Below are 22,059 nucleotides of genomic sequence, written 5' to 3' on the forward strand. Positions count from 1 at the left end.
TCATTACGGGCTACAAGTTTGGTATTCTCTTTATCTTTCTTATTATCCAAAGCGTATAGCCTGCAACAACGGCGCAGGCGGATCTACCCCAACCCCCTTCAAGGTCCCTATCCCGCTTGTTACTCCGCAAGGTAAAATTAAAAATCTGCCAGCCTTGCCTTCAACGCCTGTATTTGAACGGGTTTTGTGAAATCCATGAGATAGATCCGCATGTGATCGGAACGGTCGGAACTAAATACGAGCGTTTTTCCGTCTCTTGAGAGGCTCGGTTCAAAATGGGCGCCGATGTGGTTTGTAAGTTGCGTTTTGTTTGTGCCGTCTACGTTCATCGTCCAGAGCGTATAACGGTTATGCGCGTTCGAGACATAGAGTATCCGTTTGCCATCTGGACTGAAGGCGGGATGATAGTGGCTCGCGTTCTCAAAAGTTAGCTGCTTTACTGAGCCACCTCCGGCATTGACACTGAAAAGTTGGTAGATGTCGTCCACCATTCCGGTAAAAACGATCTGCTTTCCATTGGGTGCCCACGTGGGATGTCCATCATCTACATCGTTATGCGTCAGTTGCTTCTTGTTGGTGCCGTCGATATGAATAATGTGGATTTCTAAGGTATCATTATTCTCCGCAGGCGAGGTGACCTCGTCCTTACGGGATTCAAAGGCGATTTGTTGCCCATCCGGTGAAAAGACAGGGGCGCGCTGCGCACCTTCTATATCGATGAGTGGGCGTTGGTTTCTTCCATCAACATCCATGAGGTAGATCGTCGCAGTCCTCGGATCGGAACCACTCGCTTGGACAGATGGGAGCATCATACCGCCACGTGTCCGTTCTGAAACGAAGGCGATGGATTTACCATCGGGTGAAAAAGCGGGCATGTATTCATCAAGTTCATCGGTATGTGTCAGCTGCTGTAGCGTGCGAGTCGTCAGATCCATGAGATACAACTCAGCATTCTCGAGACGATTTGAAGCGAAAGCAAGCCATTTTCCATCGGGTGAAATTGCGGGACTATAATCGTCGGTATACTTTGCGGTAAACGTCATCATATTCCCTTTTTCAGTGAAGGTCTGCTCGTAGTCGTCGCTGCCTTCAGTGCGAATCCGCTGGACGTGGTAGGTGTCTCCTGTGAGACCCGCTATCTGAAGGAGGATTTCCTTTTTTGGGGAGCCGCTCAGCAGACTTTGAAATTCGGTGAGGGCAACGGAACGGTTACCGCAGTGCCAATAGACGCGCCCGAGGGCGAGTGTTATTTCTGCACGTTTCGGTGCCAATTTTGTAGCATCTCTGAATGCAGTGGCGGCTTGCGTAGCATCTCCTAATCCTTCATACGCCAAACCGAGTTGATAATAAGCCTCGGCGTTGGAAGGATTCTGCTTCAGTGCTGCCTGAAACTGCTGAATGGCAGACGTAGTGTCGCCTGTTTTAAGAAAGGCTTTGCCGCGCTCAATCGTGGGATCCCCTCCGCACGCAAGCAGGATTAAGAGTATAGGAATGAATAGATAGCAACGGATGTTGACACTCCCACAGCTAAAGCGGTGGGATTCTTGTTTCGTCATTTCGCGCCTCCCGCAAGTGGAGGACTTATAGAAACTCCACAAGCGTTTTAACTCTCCGCGTATCCCGCGGCGAGCGTTCTTAAATTGAGTGCTGCGTTAGTGTCTCGGTCTATGGACCTTGTTATCAATCGCTTTACCGAGGCTATGGACGGCATACATCGCGGCTCGCTGATCTTGGGCTTGCGTCCAATCGGACGCTTTCTTCTTCTGATTAAAGCGTTTGTTAAGGTCATACATGGACAAGAAGTTATCCGCTGAGAGTTCCGCCTTAAAATCAGACAAAGCTGAGTTATATGCAAACTTCGCATAACCGCATTGCTGGTAAAACCATGCAATCTGAACCCTGTCCGGGCGTAAGGCAATTTTGTGTGTCTTTATCATGGTATATCAAGTATCAAGTTTTTAACCCTTGTTCAGTGGGTAGGCAGACACAGAACCTTGCGATTCTGCTGAACATGTCTGCCAACTTGATACTCTAATTATACCACAAAAAGCACCTATTTGTCAAATCTTTTTTCAGTGTCGGTAGACTTCCGAACCCCCTGGACCCAAAGCGAAAGCATTGGGATTGTTAGACGATGCCCTTCAACTTTAGTACACTTCAGTTCACTTTAGTACACTTGCGAACTTTCTCCTATGCTTTCGGATGGCTGATGGCTATTCTTGTGTTATACGGATTCGCTGGTTTGCTGGAACATTATGAAGTTTCTGCGTTTCTCCGTTCTGCCACGTAACCTGTAAGGTCTCAATTTGTGTCGCATCTCCCACGCCGAATTCCGCGACGAAACTGTTAGCGGACATGTAACTCTCACCGGCGTAAATTTCTCGGATCTGCATCTGATCCGCCGTTTTCACCTGAATTTTCGCGCCAATGGCATCCCGATTTGTGCCTGTTCCCACAAGTTTGACATAGACCCAATTGTTGCGATTTCCGCCCTCATTCCGCAACAGTGTCGGCGGAGCATGGTTGTTGACAATAAAAATATCGACATCGCCATCATTATCATAGTCTCCAAACGCTGCACCACGACCGACGCGGATAGGGAATGCCGCGATGCCTGCCTCTTGACTCACATTGGTGAATGTTTCGTCTCCATTGTTTCGGAACAACATATCAGGCTGAGGGATAAGCACCTCTGGACGGTTCAGTTCTTGGAAGGTGCTGCCGTTCGTCACAAAGATATCCAAATCTCCATCATTGTCATAGTCAAAAAGGGTCGTGCCCCATCCGATCTGTTTAATGCTTTCTTCAGCAAGCAGGGACGTATAGGATTCATCTACGAATCTGATCTGTCCAGTGGCACCATCCTCTGCGAACAAATTTCTATAGAGCGCGTTTTCTTCGTCCACCCAATGGCTCATAAAGAGATCTATATCCCCATCGGCATCGTAATCGCCAGCGGTGAGTCCCATAGAACCGCGGAAATCCGCTGCCCACGACGCAGTGCTGACATCCGTAAAGTTTCCACTGCCATCGTTGCGATAGATATGGTTTGTGGTGGTATCATTAGCGACGTAAAGGTCCAGGTCGTTATCGTTATCAAAGTCGCTAAAGACGGCTTGCATACTTCTACCGCCTCCTGCCGCGATGCCCGTTTCATCGGTTGCATCGGTAAAAGTCCCGTCCCCGTCGTTACGATAGAAGACGTTATCTTGTGGTTCAAAAACATGCGGGTTCAAGGCACTGGGCACAGGTTTCCCTGATTGTAGGGACTCCTCCTTCATCTGTTCCAACTGTTCTAAGTTGTATGTGACATAGTTGCAAACGTAGAGGTCCAAATCGGTGTCGCCGTCTACATCTGCGAAGGCGGCACCCGTGCTCCACAATTCGCATCCAACGCCAGCAGCGTCCGTCACATCGGTAAAGGTGGCGTTTCCGTTGTTCCGATAAAGGACATTCTCACCATAGTTAGTGAGGTAAAGGTCGAGGTCGGCATCACCGTCGTAATCTGCGAAAACGCACCCCATGCCAAATCCTTGATGCCCAACACCTGCGGCACGCGTGATGTCCGTAAATGTGCCGTCACCGTTGTTAAGATAGAGGACATTGGTGTTCCCTTTATTATTCTTTCCATCTTGTGTAAAGGGACCCGGGATATTGACGATGTAAAGGTCGATGTCTCCATCGTTATCTATATCGGCGAAGCCTGCACCGGAACCCATATCTTCTGGGAGCAGACTGGAACGGGTTCCGCTTGAATGCTGGAAACGGATACCGGCTTCGTTCGTGACATCAACAAAGGTAACAGCGTTTACAGTGAGGGGTGTCAGAATAAAAATTGCGAGTGTTGCAAAGATGGAATGCATATAAAGTGCCTAAAGTGTACCAAAGTGTGCTAAAGTTGTTGTGGCATATCTACAAACTCCCCAACTTTACTGACTTTAGAACACTTTCTAACTTCCTTCTATGTTTCTAAGAAATTCGTGAAAATAGTTCCGCTAAGAAAGCGTTCATCGTTGAGGATATTCTGGAAGAGCGGAATCGTGGTCTTAATACCTTCAATTTTGAACTCAGACAAGGCACGTTTCAACCGCGCAATCGCCTCTTCTCGATCCCTACCCATTGCGATGAGTTTCGCCACGAGTGAATCGTAGTGCGATGGAACAGTATACCCGGTGTAGAGGTACCCATCAACCCGGATGCCGATACCGCCTGGAGGATCGTAGGCTGTGACAAGACCGGGTGAAGGCATGAACTGATTTGCTGGATCTTCGGCGTTAATTCTGCATTCAATCGCGTGTCCTTGGATTTGAATATCGGATTGGTTATATCCGAGTTGCTCTCCCATCGCGAGCCGAATCTGTTCTTTGATGAGGTCAATGCCCGTGATACACTCAGTGACAGTATGCTCGACTTGGATGCGTGTGTTCATTTCCAAGAAATAGAAATTATCGTCTTTATCCACAACAAACTCAATGGTTCCGGCATTCGTGTAGCCGATCGCTTTTGCGGCTTTTGCGGCGGCTTTACAGATATCGTTGCGAAGTTTCGATGGAATTGAGGCAGCGGGTGCTTCTTCCAAGAGTTTCTGTTGTTTACGCTGGATAGAGCACTCCCGTTCACCGAAATGGACGACGTTGCCGTGGGTATCGCCGAGAATTTGGACTTCAATATGTCGTGCTTCTTCAATCCACTTTTCAATGTAAACGTCCCCATTCCCAAAGGCCGCTTCCCCTTCTGCTTTCGCAGTGTGAAAGAGGTTAAGGAGACTCGGCTGATTTTCGGCGATTCGGATGCCCCGACCGCCCCCACCAGCCACGGCTTTGATCCCGACAGGGTATCCGATTTTCTCGGCGAGCTGCGCGGCCTCCTCGGCGGTGTCAACTGTTCCCTTTTTGTTATTTTTCCGCCTACCCCGCTGACTTCCGGGTATCAGTTTAAGTCCGGCTTTCGCGACAGTTTCACGTGCCTTCACTTTATCACCCATGGTAGTGATGTCTGCGATGGAGGGTCCAATAAACTGTATCTGATGCGCCTCACAAATTTCCGCAAATTGCGCGTCCTCAGCGAGGAAACCCACACCAGGGTGGATGGCATTGACATTCGCATAGTCCGCAACAGTGATAATATTCGAGTATTTGAGATAACTCTCAGTTGAGGGGGGTGGACCGATACAGACGGCTTCGTCTGCGTATTTAACGTGGAGTGCGTCTTCATCAGCGGTTGAGTATATCGCGACTGTTTTAATCCCCATGTCTTTACAAGCACGGATGATGCGGACAGCAATCTCACCGCGATTTGCTATCAGTATTTTTTTTATCATTTTTTAAACTATCGAATCTGGGCGTTGTTCCACTATGTTCCACAACGGTGTCTGGTGAAGCCCAACGCGACTGAGGAGATGGACGATTTTCAAAGACTCTTAAAATTAAGAAGCCTGCTTCACTCGGAACAGCGGTTGTGCATATTCAACTGCCTCGCCATCTTCAGCGAGAATCTCTAAAATCTCACAGTTAAATGGAGCTTCCACGGGATTGTAAGTTTTCATGACTTCAAGGACGGCAACGGGTTCACCCGTTGCAACTATATCGCCAACTTTTACAAAAGCCGGTTCGTCAGGGGCGGGGGAGCGGTAGAAGCGCGAAGGCATAGGTGCACTAATGAAGGTGTTATGTGCCTGCGCAGCACCTTCGGTATCAGGGGTCTCTACAGGAACCTGCGGCGCACCTGCTGCCCTGTTCGTCTCTGCGGGACGTAGTGAGGACTGTTCGGATTCGACGGGATTCCCGCGATGTCTGGAAACCTCTATCTCAAACTCGTTGTCCCGGAGGACGCGGACTCCGGAAAGGTCGGTGCGGACAAGAATTTCTGCCAACTGTTCAACAATTTCTAAGAGATCATTGTTGTTTTGTTCAGCAGATTCAGATTTATCCTTGGATCTGTTTTGACGCATTTCTTTTTTTAATAGGTGTCGGTGCGTATTGCTACACAACACGCACCGACAACTACTATATCCTTTCTACGTATTTGCCGGTGCGCGTGTCAACTTTGATACGCGTTTCGTTCTGAACGAACAAAGGAACATTAACAACACCGCCTGTCTCCAGCGTGGCACGCTTTGAACCGCCGCTGACAGTATCGCCTCGCAATCCTGGGTCGGTCTCAACGATCTGAAGTTCAACAAAGTTCGGAAGTTCAACGGCAAGTGGGACGACCCCTTCCATTTTAACCGTGACCGTTTCCCCTTCTTTTAGGAACTTCAAATCATCTCCTATGAGCTCTACAGGGAGTGTGTGTTGTTCAAATGTCTCATTATCCATAAACCACAATGCCTCTCCGTCTCGGTACATATACTGCATCTGGTGATCCATAAGTCTGACGGTTTCGACATTTTCATTTGAACGAAACGTCCTGTCCAAGACGGCGCCGTCGGAAACGCGTTTGATTTTGGTGCGTGCAAAGGCACCCCCTTTCCCCGGCTTGACATGCTCACAGTTGACTATGGTATAAATGGTATCATTGAGTCGGATAACCAACCCGTTGCGTAAATCGTTAAGTGCTGCCATCAAATTCTTCAGGCTGAAAACGCCATGCTTCAACATGGCGTCGAAAAGCCTGCCTTCTTGTAAAATAATGTGAATTGTAAAGATATATATGCCTATTGTATCTTTTCAGATACATAATATCTAAAGTTAAGTCTGCGTAATATCTTCCGATTTGATACTCTAGCAGATCGTGATTTCCCCTCTTTTAGTAATAATCAAAGCAAGGCGATTGCTTGTTCCAACGCCTTGGCTCTGTGGCTAATCCTGTTTTTTATTTCTTCTCCTAATTCTGCGAAAGTCTGATGATAACCATCAGGTACAAACACGGGATCATAGCCGAAACCGCTCTCTCCCACAGGATCATGCCTGATGTGTCCCTCGCAAACACCGAGCACCACTTCGGGGTTGGCATTCGGATGGACCACCGCAATCGCAGCGATGAACCGCGCCCGCCGATTGGCGGCACCTTCAAGTGCCTGAAGGAGTTTCGCGATCCGGGTCTCATCTGTTGCGTTTTCACCCGCCCAGCGTTTCGAGTGAATGCCTGGCGCGCCGTCGAGCGCATCTACCTCCAGTCCCGCATCGTCAGCGAGGGTGAGATGGGACGTATACGCAGCGATAACAGATGCCTTCTTAATGGCATTCTCCGCATACGTTTTTCCATCCTCAATCACCTCTGGGGCATCTGGATAATTTTCCAAAGAGATAACTTCGATCTGTTGTTTGGAATTCGCTTCACCGTAAAGCATGTTTGTGAGTTCTCGGACTTTACCTTGATTACGCGTCGCCAATATGAGCTTCATCTAAATTCTCCAACATCATCCGATTCTGGAGTCGGACAAGTTGTTGTATACCGCCAACGGCGAGATCCAGCATTTGGTCATACTCGGTACGCGAAAAGGGTTTCTCCTCTGCGGTGCCTTGTATCTCTATAAATTTTCCGCTCCCTGTCATCACAATGTTCATATCAACATCTGCTGTTGAGTCTTCCGTATAGCAGAGGTCTAACATCGGTTGACCATCGATCAGTCCGACGCTTGTGGCGGCAATGTTGTCGATAATCGGAAAATTTTTGATTCTTTTCCTTTTAATAAGTCCTTGACAGGCATCCCAGAGCGCAATGAAGGCACCCGTAATTGAGGCAGTGCGTGTCCCACCATCCGCCTGAATAACATCACAATCAACCCAAACCGTCCGCTCTTCCAAGGCGTACAAATCTACAGCGGCACGTAAGGAACGACCGATAAGACGTTGGATCTCCTGTGTTCTCCCACCGACACCCCGGCTTGTCTCACGTTGCATCCGTTCGGAAGTGGAGCGGGGTAACATGGAATACTCTGCCGTCACCCATCCCTTTTTTTTGATACGCTGATTACGCATAAAACGCGGCTGCTGGTCAATCACAGAGGCAGTGCATATAACACGAGTGTCTCCGGTTGCCACGAGAACAGAGCCTTCGGCATGTTTGATATAGTGCCGTTTTATTGTGACAGGACGCAGCTCATCGGGGGTGCGTCCATCCTCTCTTACCATATTTTTCTTTCCTATTTTCTAATTATGGGCCCCTGGGCGGCGTTTCCGTTGTCAACGCCGATCTAAAATTGGTAAAAAAACCTGCTTTAGATTATGAAGGGTTCGTTAACAATTGGAAGACTGCAAGGACAACGGACGCAGCAGCTCAGAGGCAATCGTTAAAAAAAGTTTCCAGAAGTGCTAATGCTTTTGTGTAACTCTTCCGCTCCAGATAGTGCAGAAGCATCTTGGGAGCTGTCGGTGCAAGCGCTTGAGAGAGTGCGTTAATCTGATCTAACTGTTCCATTATATCTTCGCCTACCTCAATCCGCTGCATCATCGTTTCCAACGTTTGCCTAAGGTCGGAAAAACGTTCAATTTCAACTTGCATCTAATGACTCCAGTTCATCAACGGCTTTGCAGGTTCGCAAGTGGACATTTTCCGGTGGGTCATCATAGCCTTTCCATGCGTAGGGATCGACACCAGAGACCGGAATGACACATCGGCGATCAGCACTTGCGGGACGTTCTCCGTCTTGAATCGACCAAGGTAACAGCGACCATGAATTGCAGTAATGGTTCACTAAAACCCTGCGATATGTCTCTCCACGGTTTTTACGAGAGCGATGGAGTAGATACCCGTTAAAAAACACCAATGTACCGGTTGTAACTTCAACAGGCACCTCATCTCCATCATCAAACCCGTAACTCTCCCAGGCAAAATCGAACTCATCTGGGTTCTCATGGTATCTCTGCGGATAGAGATACCCTCGACGGTGTGAGCCGGGAAGCACCCATAAACATCCATTTTCTATGGTGGCATCGTCCATTGCCGTCCACGCACCGATCAGGGAGCGATCGCGGGTCGGAATATAAAATTCGTCCTGATGCCATGCTTGTCCTTGAAAATTGGGCGGTTTTACAAAGAGCATCGACTGCATACACTTGACGCTGCCGTCCCAGTGGGGTAGATGTGCAGCCGTTATCTGACTCAGGATACCACAGATCTTCGGGTGCTTGACGTACTTCTCGATAATTGGACTGACGAAATGAGGTTGATGAATGCAAAGGATGCGTCCAATCGCCTCGTCATCGCTCATGTCCTTAGGAAGCGGTTGGAGGGTTTCACACGGGTATCCCCCTTTAGCGAGCGTAACAGTGTCCTGCCGCAATTCCGCTACCTCATCCAGAGAAAGCAGATCTGGGACAATAAGATACCCGTTATTGATGAAAAACTGGATCTGCTCCTCAGATATAATTTGTGGCACTTCAATTGGTGCACTTGGTTCAAAGTTCATTTTTTATCCATTGCTCCTATCGTGGGTTTCATCCAAATCCGATGCGTTAAACACGGTTGGCGAGGAACATCTCTGTTATTGCTAAGGCAAAGACTGCAAACATGAGATAGATCCATACGTTTTGATTCCTCTCTACATCCTCATTATATTGCGCCACCAGTTCTGCTGTCGGTTTATCTTCAACGAGTTCGTCAGCCGTGCCTTTCAACATACTTGCGAGTTCCTCAACATCGCGTGCCGCAAGATCCGACTCCGTGGTATCAACGTTGACGACAAAGTAGTCTGTAACTTCTGTGCCCGACCTATGAACTGAATAGATACCGGGTATTGCAGTGTCTGTATATAAAACACTGCTTTGTGGCGTGTTCTGTGCTGTAGGTGTTTCATCTTTGTTCCGTCCCAAACGCGTCTCAACGCTGTTTGGATTGAAGATAGCGATTGCTCTGTTCTTTGTTATACTCTCATTCTCAGTTTCTGAAACCTTTAGGTCTATAGTATCGCCTACACGGTAATCCGGTAGCGTTTCTGCGTCTTTCAGTGCGAGATACTTAATAGTTTCATGCAAGAAAGGCAAATAAACCGCGCGAATCGGTAAATCGTTCCATTCTCGGTCTATGGTCGAGGTAAAACAGAGCACACGCCCGAGGTTCCCGTAAGGCTTCTCGAAGAGTGCAGGACTGCCATCATCATAAGAGGCAATGACAGTAGCATTTTCCGTGGGTACCGCCTGAAAAATTCTATAAAACCGCGCCTTACCGAAATCGCCATGGTTCGGTTCTTTGAACGGCGCGAAAATCGGGTGTTCGTACTTCACCGTCGCGAGGACACGGAATTGCTGACGATCAAGAGCGTCGCCAACGGGGCGGACGAAGTTACAGGGCATCAAACCTATCTCACCCCCAAACCGTTGTTCATAGACAGCAGCATCTATGTTATTGCCTACTGTCACAATCAATCCACCGCCTGCAGCAACGTAAGTCGCCACACGTCCGGCTTCGTCGGAAGAGATCTGTGCTACATTGGCAAGCACCAGAACATCAGTGCGATCGAGTGTCGCAGCGCTGGGCACTGAACTCGATTCGGTAAAATCAATAGGCACCGCATCACGTCCTGCGGTAAACGCCATTTTCATGAAAAACGTTCCCATTGTCTGCTGCGGGCTTTGCGTCCGCGGTTTGTCCCTAACGGCGTGAACCCTGATTGACCGCAGACTTTGTAACGTGAAATAGCGTTTGTTGTCAACCTGAAGTGCGTCTTCCGGCAATTCCACCCAACCTGTGTGCGTCGCCTCGTCTCGAAAGTCTATCCTGAAAACAGCATCTGCGAGGTCGTCCGGTTCAAGGTCAAGCTGCACGGTATGAATCATATTTCCATCTACGAACAGACGAATCGGTAGATTTTCAACTGCCGCATCGCTGAAATTACGGACGCGTGCCACCAAGTAGGAGGCTTGCTGTTCCTTCAGGATAACAGGTGGAACATTGAGATCTGTTATCGCGAAATTCTGCGGTTGTTCAGGATGGACATCGATAAACTGGATTTGGACATCCGGGTTAAGTTTGTCCGTTTCGATGAAGTTTTCCCATCCCCGCTTTTGCATGTCCGCGATGACATAAATCTGCTTTTCACCGATAGGAATAGATGCAAGTATTTCGTCAGCCGTTTGCAGTGCGTCTAAATAATCTGTAGGTTTATAAGTGGCTTCTGCCTTGTTCAAAGCCGTTCTAATGTGTGAGAACTCTGAGCCGAGTGGGGCGATAACACGCGCCCGGTCTGAAGAAAGAATAAGCCCCGCGGCATCGGTTGCATCAAGCCCGTCAAGAATTGCGATACCTTCCCTTTTTGCGTTCTCAAATACCTGCTCATATTGCATACTATAGGAGATATCCAGAATAACAATTGCGTTTCGTTTACCACCCGTTTTCTGCGCAATGATTGGTGCTTCGGCGAAAAACGGTCGCGCAAACGCAAAACCGAGCAGTGCCAATATCAAAATACGCATGAGCAGCAGCAATAACCGTTTCAACTTATGCCGTCTCACGTTTGTTTGGTGCGACATCTGGATGAAACGGATGGTACCGAACACCAACCGTCTTGCACGTTCCCGGTTCAACAGATGCAAAATGAGTGGAATTGAGGCACCGACAACACCTGCTACTGCGAATAAGGGGGCTAAAATTCCTAATCCAAACAATTTTTAATTATTCCTTGCGGTTCGGTCAGGTGTATTGGATAAATAACTTTCATTTCCGTATATCCGCCCTCCATTACATTACGGGCTATGCGCTCTTTAAACAAACCCATAGCCTGCAACATCGGCGCAGGCGGATTTGCGCAACGGGTTTCAATGTCCAAAAGCACTTCGTTACTCCGCAAGGTAAAATTAAAAACCTTTTCGAGATAAATTAGAGGACTCCTTGCCGCTTAGCGAGATAGGATGCCAGTGCTAAATCAATTGGTGTTGCTGTTGTTATCATGTTGTAATCAATATCCGATTGCCGTAGAGCGAGCCTATAAGTATCAAGAAATTCGTTGAAATTATTCAAATAACTCTCCTGAATCGCTTGTGGCGTTGTGATAATTTCAGCATCATTTTCGGAATCGATAAAACGGATGAGTGCCTCTGCACTCCTCCCTGCTTCGAAGTCAGCAAATGCGAGTTCCTGATGCGCGAGAACATGAAAAACGATGACTTCATGTCCCTCATAGCGGAGGTGTTCTAAACCTTCGATGACTTCTGACTGTCCATCTATATCACCCGCATCGTAGAGATCAGAGACGAAGAGGACTAAACCGCGTTTGGTTAGACGTTCTGCGATTTGATGCAAAGGCATCCCCATCCGCGTGCTTTTTGCGGTCTGTAGCGTCTCCAATGTGAGCAAAATCGAATGCAAGTGCGATGTGCTACTTCGAGCGGGAAGATATTGACGAAGTGTATCATCAAAGTACGCAAACCCAACAGCGTCCCGCTGCTTCGCCATAAAATAGGCAAGTGACGCGATGAGGAAACTTGCGTATCGCAACTTTGTGAGTTTTTGACCTGTGCCACTCTCCTCTATAGTCGGATCATCCACTTGTGCCTCATCTATCGGATGCAACATAGACTCGCTTGCATCCAAGAGTAGGTAACAATTGAGATTGGTTTCCTCCTCAAATTGTTTGATATAATAACGATCAGTGCGGGCGTAGGCTTTCCAATCTATATGTTTCGGATCGTCTCCTGGCATATATTGTCGGTACTGCGAGAATTCGACGCTGAATCCGTGATACGGACTTTTGTGGAGGCCAGAAATAAAGCCTTCAACCACAAATTTTGCAATCAATTCAAGGTTCCCGATTCGGGCGAGGATTGCTGGATCCAAAAATGAGCGCCCTGCCGGACTTTGTTGCATATTTTTTAATTTCCCTTGCGGTTCGGTCAGGTTTTTAACGATTGCTTCTGAGCTGCTGCGTCCGTTGTCCTTGCAGTCTTCCAATTGTTAACGAACCTTTCATAACCTAAAGCAGGTTTTTTAACGATTTTAGATCGGCGTTGACAACGGAAACGCCGCCCAGGGTCCATAATTAGAAACCTTCCCGTATATCCGCCCTCCAAATGTAAAGCAAAGACAAATTATGCCATTTACAAATTATGCCATTTAAGGAAACATAATTTCATTACGGGCTACGCACCTACATCTATTCTACTACTGTTTCCTCAAAATAAGTAGGGTCAGGTCGTCAAACTGATCGGCTTCCCCCTGAAACCCCATAACTGCGTCGTGAAGATATTTCAAGATACCCTCAGCATCAGAATCCTTGCACGCTTTGGAATCCTCTACGAGTCGGTCCTCCTCGTAATACTCGTCGTCGACATTCTCGGTTTCTGTCACACCGTCTGTATAATATATAACGACATCACCGCTTGTGAGTTGAACATGCTCGGCTTCATATTCAGCGATGTTTGAAACCATATCGTTCGGGAACATCCCGAGTGGAATACCACCAATCTCTTCACCCAACCACTTATAGGTGCCATCCTTTTTAATGAGCAGTGGCGGATTATGTCCCGCATTGAGCGTTGTCAGGACATCCGTTTCTGGGTTAAGATGGCTGTAGAAAAAAGTAGCGTATTTCTCTGCTGTGCCACTGGCGTAAAGGAGCGAGTTAAGCGTCAAAGCCATTTCGGTAAGTTCAGTATATAGGGTGGACACACTGAGGTCATTGGGTGTTCCTGAATCTTCCACTGCGGCACCATTTCCCCGTGACAATTCAGAGATAAGCCCTGCCCGGAGGGTTGCCATGAGAAGTGCTGCTTGCATTCCTTTTCCAGAAACATCTGCGATTGCGAGTCCCCAATGTCCCGTCGACAAAGCGATACAATCATAGTAGTCGCCTCCAACGGGACCGCGCGGCTCATAATGCCCAGCAATTTCGTATCCCGGAATGTCAGGGAGCGTCTCCGGAATGAGGTTCTCTTGTATCTTGCGGGCTTCCTCCATTTCCGCTTGCAACTGGCGTGCCTCAAGTGCTTCTTGATGTAAGTGGGCGTTTTCAATAGCGACGCCTGCCTGTTTTGCAAAAGAATCCAGTAAGATAACATCTTCATCGGTAAAGGGCGCGATGCTACCGCCACGTTCCTCTTTATCGCCAACAACGAGGATCCCGAGAATGTCCCCATCGCGTCCCGGGATAGGGACCGCCATCAAATTCTTTCCGCCGAAAAGCGTATCGGATTTTGGCGGGCAGTGTCCTGGCAATCCTTCCGTGACGACAGACTTCAGCATGTCTACAGACGTTGTTTCCAAGGATATGGGTGCCTCTTCACCATAAGGAACAACGAGTCCGTTAGGGTCGGCATCGGGTGTGGAACTTTCAACCAATGTTTCCGGAAAAGTGTAGTGCATCTTGAGTTCTTGACGTTCCGCGTGCGTGAGCATGAGTGCCCCCGCATTAGCGTCTAAGAGGGAGACAGCCTGATGAACTACCTGTTCTGCGGCGGCTTCAGGTTGTAGGAGTTGGCAGATTTGCGGCGCGCTTTCAGCGAGCATGAACAATCGGAATTTTTCGCTTTGAACACCCTCCACCATTTGCGAATAAGCGATGGCGATCGAGATTTGGTGGGCGAGGGTTGTTAACAATTCCATCTCCCATGTTTCCAATACTTCTCTGCCCAAAAAACTCCCCAAACCGATCATTCCGAGAAATTCATCGTGAATCTTCAGAGGCACCCAAAGACGTATATCAATAGTTTCGACGAACTTTGCAGTCCGGGCGAAGAAGGGTTCAAGAGGTTCTGGAAGGTTTGCACTCTCAATGAATGGATGTTGCAGCAATTCCTCGATTTCACCGGGTTCAACAGTGATAGGGGCAAATACTTGATCTGGGGATGCGGCAACAACTTCAAGATTCTGTCTCGTCTGGTGGTGACGGAGTATCGCGCCGCGCGTCACTTGCAGAGTTCCAAGCGTGATACGGAGATAAGTTTTACTTGAATGATTAAAGTTGCTGTGTCCAGAGATCAACGTTTGTCCCAAGTGTTCTAACTCGGACAGGCTGAAGATAAGCCGCTCCATCGTCTGTTCGGCGGTACTTTGTGTCTTATGGACTTGCAAACTGTCTCCTGATATAAGCTGGCTTGGATCTTTCATAGTGTTGCATCCAAATGGCGTTCGTTTTCATTTTTACATCGAAATTTATGCTAAAAAATTACAGGTTGGCAATCGCAGATTCTTCGTCTGGAAAGATACCTGCGTATTTAGCAATTGCCATCATACGGAATGTGCGCTCCTGTGTGGCAGACAATCCACAGAAATTCAGGGTGCCTTCCCGTTCAGTGAGGGCTTCTATAATCTCAATAAGTATAGATATACCGATGCTGTTAATAAGTGTTGTTTTTTCAAGGTTGATTACAAGTTGCGTACAACCATTCTGAATGAGTGACTGTGCTCTCTCGGCAAGTTGTTCTCCGAGGGCATCATTCAGGTATCCTGTTGTTTCAATGACCGCATGCTCTTTAGCCTCGCGAATTTGAATATCAAGTTTGTCCGACAAATCGCTTACCTCCTTAAGTTCTTACATGGACTTGTGAACGGTTTCCCCAAAACGGAAACGTGATATATTAGAAAAACGTGTCGTTTTAACAGCACATTTAACACAATTTCGTAAATTGTCCGCAATGGGTTCAAAATTGCCCCGTTGGTATATTGTCTCACAGGTTTCCTCTATAGGTTCGCGCAAAAACGGCACAGCAACCTATGGCGGTGTCTTCTTTTTCGTGAAACTAACAGTCGTCCCGTTAGGACTGCTTTCTATAACCACTTCATCCATTAAAGCCCTAATAATTTGTAAGCCTCTTCCGCGCTTACGTAAATCCGGGTGCATAGTAGGTCTACCCAGTAAGCGGGTGCCATCCAGTGTATCTGCAGTTATACCGACGCCTCGATCCGTAATTTTGACTTCCAACCGATCGTCCGTAACTAAAAACTGGATATGTACTTCCTTATCGTCACTTTGGCTATGTTCAGAAGCGTTAATACAAGTTTCAATGATAGCGAGTTGGATCTCCTCAACCGCTTCTTCGTTGAAGTCCTTCAATTCAGCGAGGACAGAACCGGTTTTCGCCGCGGCAAGTTCCATATCAGGATACATCGGTATAGTGAGGAGTACTTTGTGTTCATTTGACACGCTAATTTTACCTCCTTGCTATGGCTTATGTTTATATTAAGAAGCCGATAAAATTTGTGCACCTAAGTTGGCACTTTCCGGAAATTAGAGGTTCATGAAAAACTTAATTAACATAATACTATATTTTTTCAAATTATGTCAAGAATTTTATGGCACCAGCGACTTTGTTTCATCAACAATCCAACGGGCGTCTGCTATCCGGACAGATGCCTCTGTTAATTCCGGTTGATAGGTTGCAAATTTTACCATATCACAGTTGGCGAGTAATTGTCGCGTTCGTTCAACATGGGGAGCCGCTATTTCAGCGCGTAGCATCGCCTGTTGCACTCCCGTTGTTGTCAACTCCAACGCTGGAATTTGATAACGTGCATCGATATATTGGCGGAGAACATAAGCAATTTGGGTATGATACGTCTCCATGTCGCCACGTGTTAGCCAATCCGATGCCTCAATCGCCGACAGTTTTTCGTATGCTACCTCATGTGCCAACGGGGTCTCAGTCTCATCCGTTACAGAGGTAGACAGGGGTTGACGCCGTTTTTGAAGGGTGTGCCATAGCAGGGCAGCTACAAAACCGAGTATCACTGTGCCACTGATGAAATAGGGCAGTAGATGCTGCGGCATTTCTAAGGGGGGTTTGATATCGCGTAGGGTTTGACCTCCTAAAGTCCCCTGCATAAGTATTTGTATAAGTACAGACATATTTCTTGCGGGAAGGGGCGACGAACAACCAGATAGCCTCGAAACCAATATTTGACATCTTATTCAACGAGAAGTTCAATAACGATCGACTTTGGTGAAGTTGGACAGGCGTATTGACATACCCCGCATCCTGTGCATCCGGCATCAATAACCTCTACAACGCCATCCGACCTCAAATGAATTGCATCCTCACCTATCGGACAGGTATCGACACAGTAAGTACACGCCACATCTTTCGTCCGAAGACAGGTTTCAGCACTGAAAACTGCCAAACCTATTTTAATATCTTCGGCATAAACGGTTTGCAAAGCACCGCTCGGACAGACATACATGCACGCCAATGAATCGCAAATGACACAGGGTTGTTCCTCGGGATCGATATAAGGTGTATTCGCGATGTCGGGTTGGGGGGTCTGTAAAGGGAAAATAGCGCTTGCCGGGCAGTTCTTGACGCAATTGCCACACCGATGACACGTTTCTAAAAATTCCACTTCAGGCAACGCGCCGGGCGGGCGAAGAAGTGGACGGTTACTCGGTTGCTCGGCGGGCAAATGCTCACTTACCTTGTCATCCAGAAATTCGGCGACAGGTTGTATGAGTTGATTCAAGGCTTCCTTGAAGAAGCCGCGTCTCCCCGTTTCATCAGGCATCTTTAGGTTCCATCCGTGAGAGTCGTGTTCCGCGGTCGCGCAGCAGTTTACTCTTCCTTGGCTTTAGAAATCCGGTAGCAACATTTATGGCTGCCTTGCATAAGGTGTTCCACTCGGACGACTTTCGCCCCCAAAGATTGTCGGAAAAGTGCCGTTTCAATCTCGCAGACGTGTGGGTATTCTTGCGCGATCAAGGCTATAGGACAATTATGTTCGGTTAAAACGTAAGCGTTCTCATCTTCGTCAAACCGCGCCATATACCCCTCTTCATCACGGATATGGGCAAGTTCCTTGACGCGTTCAGACAGCGCCTTCCCTTCAAGGCGTTGTTGATACGTCTGCAACTGCGATTTCATCCGGCCTCGGAAGACTTGGTTGATAAAATCGGGTCCGTTGAATTTGGCAACCTCATGCATCAACCCAACAGCAAAGTTGGCGTAAGTCGTGGGGAAGAGACTATTTGCCGCATCGGTCAATTGGTAGATATAAGGTGGACGACCGCGTCCCTGCTTCTCTCGGTAATGCTTGACCAACCCCTCTGCTTCAAGTATAGTGAGGTGTTGTCGGATCCCCATCTGACTGATATGGAGTGCCTCTTTCAGCTGACCGACTGTCATGCCGGCACGCATTTTCAGCAATTGCAAGATTCGCATTCGGGTTTCACTCATTTCACAATTCATAGGTTCCCTCGCAGGATAAGCTTGCAAACATTACTTTATTTCATCATTTTTTAAAATTATATCACAATTGGACGTTTCAATTCAAGATTTAACCCACTATTTTTCTTTTGTCTATTTATCGCGTATGTGATACAATTTGATGAAGGAACCTGAGCGCAGGTCGAACCTAAAAAGATTGAAAGGAGAAAATAAGGATGCAGAACGAACTCACCGAATCACAAATTAATTTTTATCAGAAGAACGGATTTCTTGCCATTGAGAACTTTCTGGACGCTGCGGAATTGGCGGAGTGGCGCCGTTGCACCGATGAATCTGTTGAGGAACGCCTCGGAAACTCAGTGGAGTTTATGACAAACCAGATGGATGCCAAGCAGTTTTACGCACGCGTTTTTACACAGTGCCTCCGCTTGTCGGACACGCACCCTGGGATGCGGAAACTCGTGCACGATCCGAGACTCGGTAAGATGGCAGCGCAGTTAGCTGGTGTTGATGGCATGCGAATTTGGCACGATCAGGCACTGATTAAACCACCCCATGGGAATCCCACCGCATGGCACCTTGATGTCCCTTACTGGTCCTTTGATTCACGCGATGCCGTCTCGTTCTGGGTTGCGCTGGACGATGCCACACTCGCAAACGGATGTATGTGGTATCTCCCCGGCACGCATAAAACAGCCCGCTTTGATAACGTTGGCATTGGAATAAACATCGGTGAACTGTTTAACGTCTACCCGGAATGGAAACAGATTGAACCGCAGTGCGCGCCCTGTCCCGCAGGTTCTATTGTCTGGCATAACGGTCTCGTTGCCCACGGTGCTGGCGCGAACATGACAATCCATCACCGCAGAGCGATGACATGTGGTTTCATGCCCGATGGATGCACTTTCAACGGGAAAAAGAATATCTTGCCTGAGGACTATTTTGCGTCTCTTGAAATTGGAGATGTCCTTAACAACGACAAACAGAATACGCTCATTTGGCATAGAGACCAAGACGCTTAAAGGTAAATCTGTGAGATTTCCACCAAAAAACCAAGCCCGAAACGAAGTGGAGGGACGGCTCCCGAAGAGGAGAGCGAGGAAGTCCAAACCACATCGTTTAACCGCAAGGAACATTTAAAAATGGCAAAACAGCCAAATATTGTATTATTGGGAGTTGACTCACTGCTCGCGACACACATGAGTTGTTACGGGTATGATCGACTGACAACACCACATATTGATCGGTTTGCAGCGGATGGTACTCTCTTTGAGAAAACGTATAGCCCGCACATCCCAACAACGAGTGCGTATGCATCAATGCTGACCGGTTTGGATACGTTCAGCACGCAGGTTGTCGCCTTGCGGCATCAAGGACCGCTCCGTGAAGAGGTTAAAACGCTGGCAGAAATCCTGCGAGATGAAGGCTACGACACCACCTGTGTCGGATTCGGCGGACCCAGTGCCCGTGGGTTTGACACCTATCTTGAATATTCGGGATGGGGACCCGATGAGAGCGGTCGGAGTCCGAAAGCGGAAAACCTCAACAAAACAACCCTCCCTGAACTGAATCGGCTGATCGATCAGAGCGACGAAAAACCGTTTTTCCTGTTCCTGCGCCACATGGACCCACACTCCCCCTACCTACCGCCTGCACCTTATGAACGGATGTTCTACCACGGGGACGAATGCGACCCAAGCAATACCTCCATGGAACCCGTGATGACGTTTAAACCGTTTTGTGATTATTTCGCTTCATGGATGCCACCCGGAATTACCGATAAAGATTACGTCATCGCCCAATACGACGGCGCAATCGCCTATATGGACGCGTGTATTCAGACGCTCTTTAACGCTCTTGAAACGCGGGGTGTGTTGGACGAGACTATCGTGGTTATCAACGGGGATCACGGCGAAACCCTTTACGACCATGAATGCTGGTTCGATCATCACGGACTCTACGATGTCACCTTGCACGTGCCATTGATTATCCGGTATCCTGGACGGGTGCCTACCGGAAAACGGGTTGCCGGATACAATCAACATAAGGATCTCGTGCCGACACTCCTTGAATTAGCGGATATCGAAACAGACATCGCATTCGACGGAGAGAGTCTTACCGCCTTGATGAACGGTGAGATTACCTCCTACGACAGTGAATTTTATATCACAGAATGCACATGGATGCGAAAGCACGGTTGGCGCACCCCTGAATGGAAGTTGATCGTTGCGCTTGAACCCGATTTCCATTTCAAGCCACCCGTTGAACTCTACAATCTCATCCAAGACCCCGATGAAAACAATAATCTCGTTGATACGCATCCGGACATTGTCAATGTGCTCGAAACACGGATGAAGAGTTGGATTCTTCAGCGAGAACAGGAGACTGGCTTGACGAACCCGATTATGACACAGGGGGATTGGCACGGGCACAAAGGTGTCGGTCCATTCAAAACCTCCGAGCAGGCATACAACACGATGCACATCGGGGATGCGGGGGCAGCGGCACGTTTACAGGCGAAATCTCGGGATGAATAGTTAAGTAGCCATCGGTTGTAGATTTTACGCTATCGGACGATGTTGGGAGACCTCGCCAGCAGTGGGCTTTCTGAGGGGTGTAATCTGTCGTCTTCATAGGATTAAAAGCGCAGCTCGTAATGAAATGGAGAGCGGATTCAAGAGAGGCAGATCAAAGTTCAATCCCACGTCATTTAACCGCAAGGAATAATTAAAAAGCCGCAAGGAATAGTTAAAACATGCCAGATTATAGACGAGATCAGGTTTTAGAACGACTGAAAACAGAATTGGATAGAGATAAACCCTTACTCGCTGTGGGTGCGGGCACAGGGATCACCGCAAAATTTGCCGAACAAGGGGGCGCCGACCTCATAGTGATTTACAATTCCGGTCGCTATCGGATGTCAGGGTTCGGCTCCTGTGCAGGACTCTTAGCTTACGGAGACGCGAACGCCATCGTCATGGAGATGGGCGAGCGTGAAGTCCTACCCGTTGTCAAAGAGACCCCTGTTATCGCTGGCGTAAACGGCACCGACCCGACGCGCCGGATGAGCAACTTCCTCAAACAGGTCCGAGATGTCGGATTCGACGGGGTTAATAACTTCCCGACCGTTGGCGTGATTGACGGAACTTTTCGGGTAACGCTTGAAGAGACCGGGATGGGTTTCTACAAAGAGGTAGAAACAATCGGTATCGCGCACGAGATGGATCTGTTCACCATCGTCTATGTTTTCAACCCGGAAGAGTCAGAAAATATGGCGAAGGTCGGTGCGGACGTTATCATTGCGCACATGGGGACAACGATCGGCGGCACGATCGGAGCGGAAACGGCTTTCACGCTTGAAGACGCGGCGGTGCGCGTGCAGGAAATTTGCGACGCGGCAACAGTCATAAACCCAAATGTCCTCTGCTTGGCACACGGCGGTCCCATCTCGAAGGCAGCAGAGGCGGCATTTATCAATGAAAAAACAGACACCGTTGGCTTCGTGGGTGCATCCAGTATTGAGCGGTTCGCCTGCGAAGAGAGCATTCCGCGGGTAACGGCTTCATTTAAGGAATAGACTAAAATTAAGTGAGTTGCTATCGTTGTAGCATGGACTGTGAGTCTGTGCCCCTCATAACAGATACTGACGAGGGGACGCTACGAAATCCGGACAGATCAGATCCCTTAGGAGAGATTATGAAGGTTTGGAAACTTTCCAGCGCACTTGTGTGTCTGTTGATACTCATCTTCGGTTACCAAACGGTAGATGCCCAGGAAAATCTTGCCCAGCAAGCATACACGGTTTTTCAGCAAAGTTGTCTCAACTGCCACGGCCCCAATGGGGCGTTTACTGAGGAAATCGTCATTGAACACACAGCACTCATTGACACTGGAGCGGTTGTTCCGGGGAAACCGATTGAATCTGAACTTTATCGGAGACTCCTTGACAAGGATCCTGCCAAACGGATGCCGCAGGGTCAACCTCAACTCCGTGCTGCTGCGATCCTGACGATCGGCAACTGGATTCAAG

22 protein-coding genes are annotated in these 22,059 nt (G+C 48.2%); 4 read left to right on the top strand and 18 right to left on the bottom strand.

What is annotated here, in order from left to right:
* Positions 1-137 precede the first annotated feature (137 nt).
* The 18 genes from F4X88_12640 to F4X88_12725 form a co-directional block, all read right to left on the bottom strand.
* Positions 138-1,556 (bottom strand): tetratricopeptide repeat protein, encoded by a 1,419-nt coding sequence (locus F4X88_12640; GenBank protein ID MYA57138.1) that lies wholly within the window; start codon positions 1,554-1,556, stop codon positions 138-140.
* Positions 1,557-1,652: 96 nt separating this feature from the next.
* On the bottom strand, positions 1,653-1,937 hold the full coding sequence (locus F4X88_12645) for a helix-turn-helix domain-containing protein (protein ID MYA57139.1): 285 nt from the start codon (positions 1,935-1,937) through the stop codon (positions 1,653-1,655).
* 276 nt (positions 1,938-2,213) lie between these two features.
* Positions 2,214-3,863 carry a CRTAC1 family protein gene (locus F4X88_12650; protein ID MYA57140.1) on the bottom strand — a complete coding sequence of 550 codons (1,650 nt, stop codon included), beginning with the start codon at positions 3,861-3,863 and terminating at the stop codon, positions 2,214-2,216.
* 98 nt (positions 3,864-3,961) lie between these two features.
* On the bottom strand, positions 3,962-5,320 hold the full coding sequence (gene accC, locus F4X88_12655) for an acetyl-CoA carboxylase biotin carboxylase subunit (protein MYA57141.1): 1,359 nt from the start codon (positions 5,318-5,320) through the stop codon (positions 3,962-3,964).
* Positions 5,321-5,425: 105 nt separating this feature from the next.
* The gene (locus F4X88_12660) at positions 5,426-5,950 is read right to left on the bottom strand and encodes an acetyl-CoA carboxylase, biotin carboxyl carrier protein (GenBank protein ID MYA57142.1); all 525 of its coding nucleotides are present in this window, start codon (positions 5,948-5,950) and stop codon (positions 5,426-5,428) included.
* 55 nt (positions 5,951-6,005) lie between these two features.
* Positions 6,006-6,563 (bottom strand): elongation factor P, encoded by a 558-nt coding sequence (gene efp / locus F4X88_12665; GenBank protein ID MYA57143.1) that lies wholly within the window; start codon positions 6,561-6,563, stop codon positions 6,006-6,008.
* 194 nt (positions 6,564-6,757) lie between these two features.
* Positions 6,758-7,345: an RdgB/HAM1 family non-canonical purine NTP pyrophosphatase gene (gene rdgB / locus F4X88_12670; protein ID MYA57144.1), complete on the bottom strand. Its 588-nt coding sequence runs from the start codon at positions 7,343-7,345 to the stop codon at positions 6,758-6,760.
* Positions 7,320-8,075: a ribonuclease PH gene (locus F4X88_12675; GenBank protein MYA57145.1), complete on the bottom strand. Its 756-nt coding sequence runs from the start codon at positions 8,073-8,075 to the stop codon at positions 7,320-7,322. Before F4X88_12675 ends, rdgB begins: the two co-directional genes overlap by 26 nt.
* A gap of 145 nt (positions 8,076-8,220) precedes the next feature.
* Positions 8,221-8,445 (bottom strand): hypothetical protein, encoded by a 225-nt coding sequence (locus F4X88_12680; protein ID MYA57146.1) that lies wholly within the window; start codon positions 8,443-8,445, stop codon positions 8,221-8,223.
* Positions 8,435-9,352: a phytanoyl-CoA dioxygenase family protein gene (locus tag F4X88_12685; GenBank protein MYA57147.1), complete on the bottom strand. Its 918-nt coding sequence runs from the start codon at positions 9,350-9,352 to the stop codon at positions 8,435-8,437. The genes F4X88_12680 and F4X88_12685 overlap by 11 nt, the downstream gene beginning before the upstream one ends.
* 46 nt (positions 9,353-9,398) lie before the next feature.
* Entirely contained in the window at positions 9,399-11,546 is a 2,148-nt protein-coding gene (locus F4X88_12690; protein MYA57148.1) for a VWA domain-containing protein, read from the bottom strand.
* A gap of 211 nt (positions 11,547-11,757) precedes the next feature.
* On the bottom strand, positions 11,758-12,744 hold the full coding sequence (locus F4X88_12695) for a DUF58 domain-containing protein (GenBank protein ID MYA57149.1): 987 nt from the start codon (positions 12,742-12,744) through the stop codon (positions 11,758-11,760).
* 294 nt (positions 12,745-13,038) lie between these two features.
* Positions 13,039-14,982: a SpoIIE family protein phosphatase gene (locus tag F4X88_12700; GenBank protein MYA57150.1), complete on the bottom strand. Its 1,944-nt coding sequence runs from the start codon at positions 14,980-14,982 to the stop codon at positions 13,039-13,041.
* A gap of 58 nt (positions 14,983-15,040) precedes the next feature.
* Positions 15,041-15,385, bottom strand: coding sequence for an STAS domain-containing protein (locus tag F4X88_12705; protein ID MYA57151.1), 345 nt, complete (start codon positions 15,383-15,385; stop codon positions 15,041-15,043).
* 201 nt (positions 15,386-15,586) lie between these two features.
* Positions 15,587-16,018, bottom strand: coding sequence for an ATP-binding protein (locus tag F4X88_12710; GenBank protein ID MYA57152.1), 432 nt, complete (start codon positions 16,016-16,018; stop codon positions 15,587-15,589).
* 147 nt (positions 16,019-16,165) lie between these two features.
* Positions 16,166-16,720, bottom strand: a complete 555-nt coding sequence (locus tag F4X88_12715) for a hypothetical protein (protein ID MYA57153.1) — start codon at positions 16,718-16,720, stop codon at positions 16,166-16,168.
* A gap of 59 nt (positions 16,721-16,779) precedes the next feature.
* On the bottom strand, positions 16,780-17,370 hold the full coding sequence (locus F4X88_12720; protein ID MYA57154.1) for a 4Fe-4S dicluster domain-containing protein: 591 nt from the start codon (positions 17,368-17,370) through the stop codon (positions 16,780-16,782).
* Positions 17,371-17,417: 47 nt separating this feature from the next.
* The gene (locus F4X88_12725; protein MYA57155.1) at positions 17,418-18,050 is read right to left on the bottom strand and encodes a transcriptional regulator; all 633 of its coding nucleotides are present in this window, start codon (positions 18,048-18,050) and stop codon (positions 17,418-17,420) included.
* Between the two features lie 194 nt (positions 18,051-18,244).
* Between F4X88_12725 and F4X88_12730 the strand changes: the two genes are divergently transcribed.
* The 4 genes from F4X88_12730 to F4X88_12745 all read left to right on the top strand — a co-directional run.
* Positions 18,245-19,051 carry a phytanoyl-CoA dioxygenase family protein gene (locus tag F4X88_12730; protein MYA57156.1) on the top strand — a complete coding sequence of 269 codons (807 nt, stop codon included), beginning with the start codon at positions 18,245-18,247 and terminating at the stop codon, positions 19,049-19,051.
* A 120-nt stretch (positions 19,052-19,171) separates the two neighbouring features.
* Entirely contained in the window at positions 19,172-20,566 is a 1,395-nt protein-coding gene (locus F4X88_12735) for a sulfatase-like hydrolase/transferase (protein ID MYA57157.1), read from the top strand.
* A 218-nt stretch (positions 20,567-20,784) separates the two neighbouring features.
* Complete coding sequence (locus F4X88_12740) at positions 20,785-21,606, top strand: phosphoenolpyruvate hydrolase family protein (GenBank protein ID MYA57158.1); 822 nt, start codon at positions 20,785-20,787, stop codon at positions 21,604-21,606.
* 119 nt (positions 21,607-21,725) lie between these two features.
* The coding region (locus tag F4X88_12745) for a hypothetical protein (GenBank protein ID MYA57159.1) at positions 21,726-22,059 on the top strand (334 nt) is incomplete at its 3' end.

Source organism: Candidatus Poribacteria bacterium, from assembly GCA_009839745.1.
In the GTDB taxonomy this organism is placed as follows: domain Bacteria; phylum Poribacteria; class WGA-4E; order WGA-4E; family WGA-3G; genus WGA-3G.

Bases quoted from the DNA above. Each gene is read 5' to 3' on its own strand.
- rdgB (MYA57144.1), bottom strand. From the start codon at position 7,345: ATGAAGCTCATATTGGCGACGCGTAATCAAGGTAAAGTCCGAGAACTC.
- F4X88_12715 (MYA57153.1), bottom strand. From the start codon at position 16,720: ATGTCTGTACTTATACAAATACTTATGCAGGGGACTTTAGGAGGTCAA.
- F4X88_12660 (MYA57142.1), bottom strand. From the start codon at position 5,950: ATGCGTCAAAACAGATCCAAGGATAAATCTGAATCTGCTGAACAAAAC.
- F4X88_12640 (MYA57138.1), bottom strand. From the start codon at position 1,556: ATGACGAAACAAGAATCCCACCGCTTTAGCTGTGGGAGTGTCAACATC.
- F4X88_12735 (MYA57157.1), top strand. From the start codon at position 19,172: ATGGCAAAACAGCCAAATATTGTATTATTGGGAGTTGACTCACTGCTC.
- F4X88_12700 (MYA57150.1), bottom strand. From the start codon at position 14,982: ATGAAAGATCCAAGCCAGCTTATATCAGGAGACAGTTTGCAAGTCCAT.
- F4X88_12650 (MYA57140.1), bottom strand. From the start codon at position 3,863: ATGCATTCCATCTTTGCAACACTCGCAATTTTTATTCTGACACCCCTC.
- efp (MYA57143.1), bottom strand. From the start codon at position 6,563: ATGGCAGCACTTAACGATTTACGCAACGGGTTGGTTATCCGACTCAAT.
- F4X88_12695 (MYA57149.1), bottom strand. From the start codon at position 12,744: ATGCAACAAAGTCCGGCAGGGCGCTCATTTTTGGATCCAGCAATCCTC.
- F4X88_12720 (MYA57154.1), bottom strand. From the start codon at position 17,370: ATGCCTGATGAAACGGGGAGACGCGGCTTCTTCAAGGAAGCCTTGAAT.
- F4X88_12730 (MYA57156.1), top strand. From the start codon at position 18,245: ATGCAGAACGAACTCACCGAATCACAAATTAATTTTTATCAGAAGAAC.
- accC (MYA57141.1), bottom strand. From the start codon at position 5,320: ATGATAAAAAAAATACTGATAGCAAATCGCGGTGAGATTGCTGTCCGC.
- F4X88_12675 (MYA57145.1), bottom strand. From the start codon at position 8,075: ATGGTAAGAGAGGATGGACGCACCCCCGATGAGCTGCGTCCTGTCACA.
- F4X88_12685 (MYA57147.1), bottom strand. From the start codon at position 9,352: ATGAACTTTGAACCAAGTGCACCAATTGAAGTGCCACAAATTATATCT.
- F4X88_12680 (MYA57146.1), bottom strand. From the start codon at position 8,445: ATGCAAGTTGAAATTGAACGTTTTTCCGACCTTAGGCAAACGTTGGAA.
- F4X88_12645 (MYA57139.1), bottom strand. From the start codon at position 1,937: ATGATAAAGACACACAAAATTGCCTTACGCCCGGACAGGGTTCAGATT.
- F4X88_12740 (MYA57158.1), top strand. From the start codon at position 20,785: ATGCCAGATTATAGACGAGATCAGGTTTTAGAACGACTGAAAACAGAA.
- F4X88_12725 (MYA57155.1), bottom strand. From the start codon at position 18,050: ATGAATTGTGAAATGAGTGAAACCCGAATGCGAATCTTGCAATTGCTG.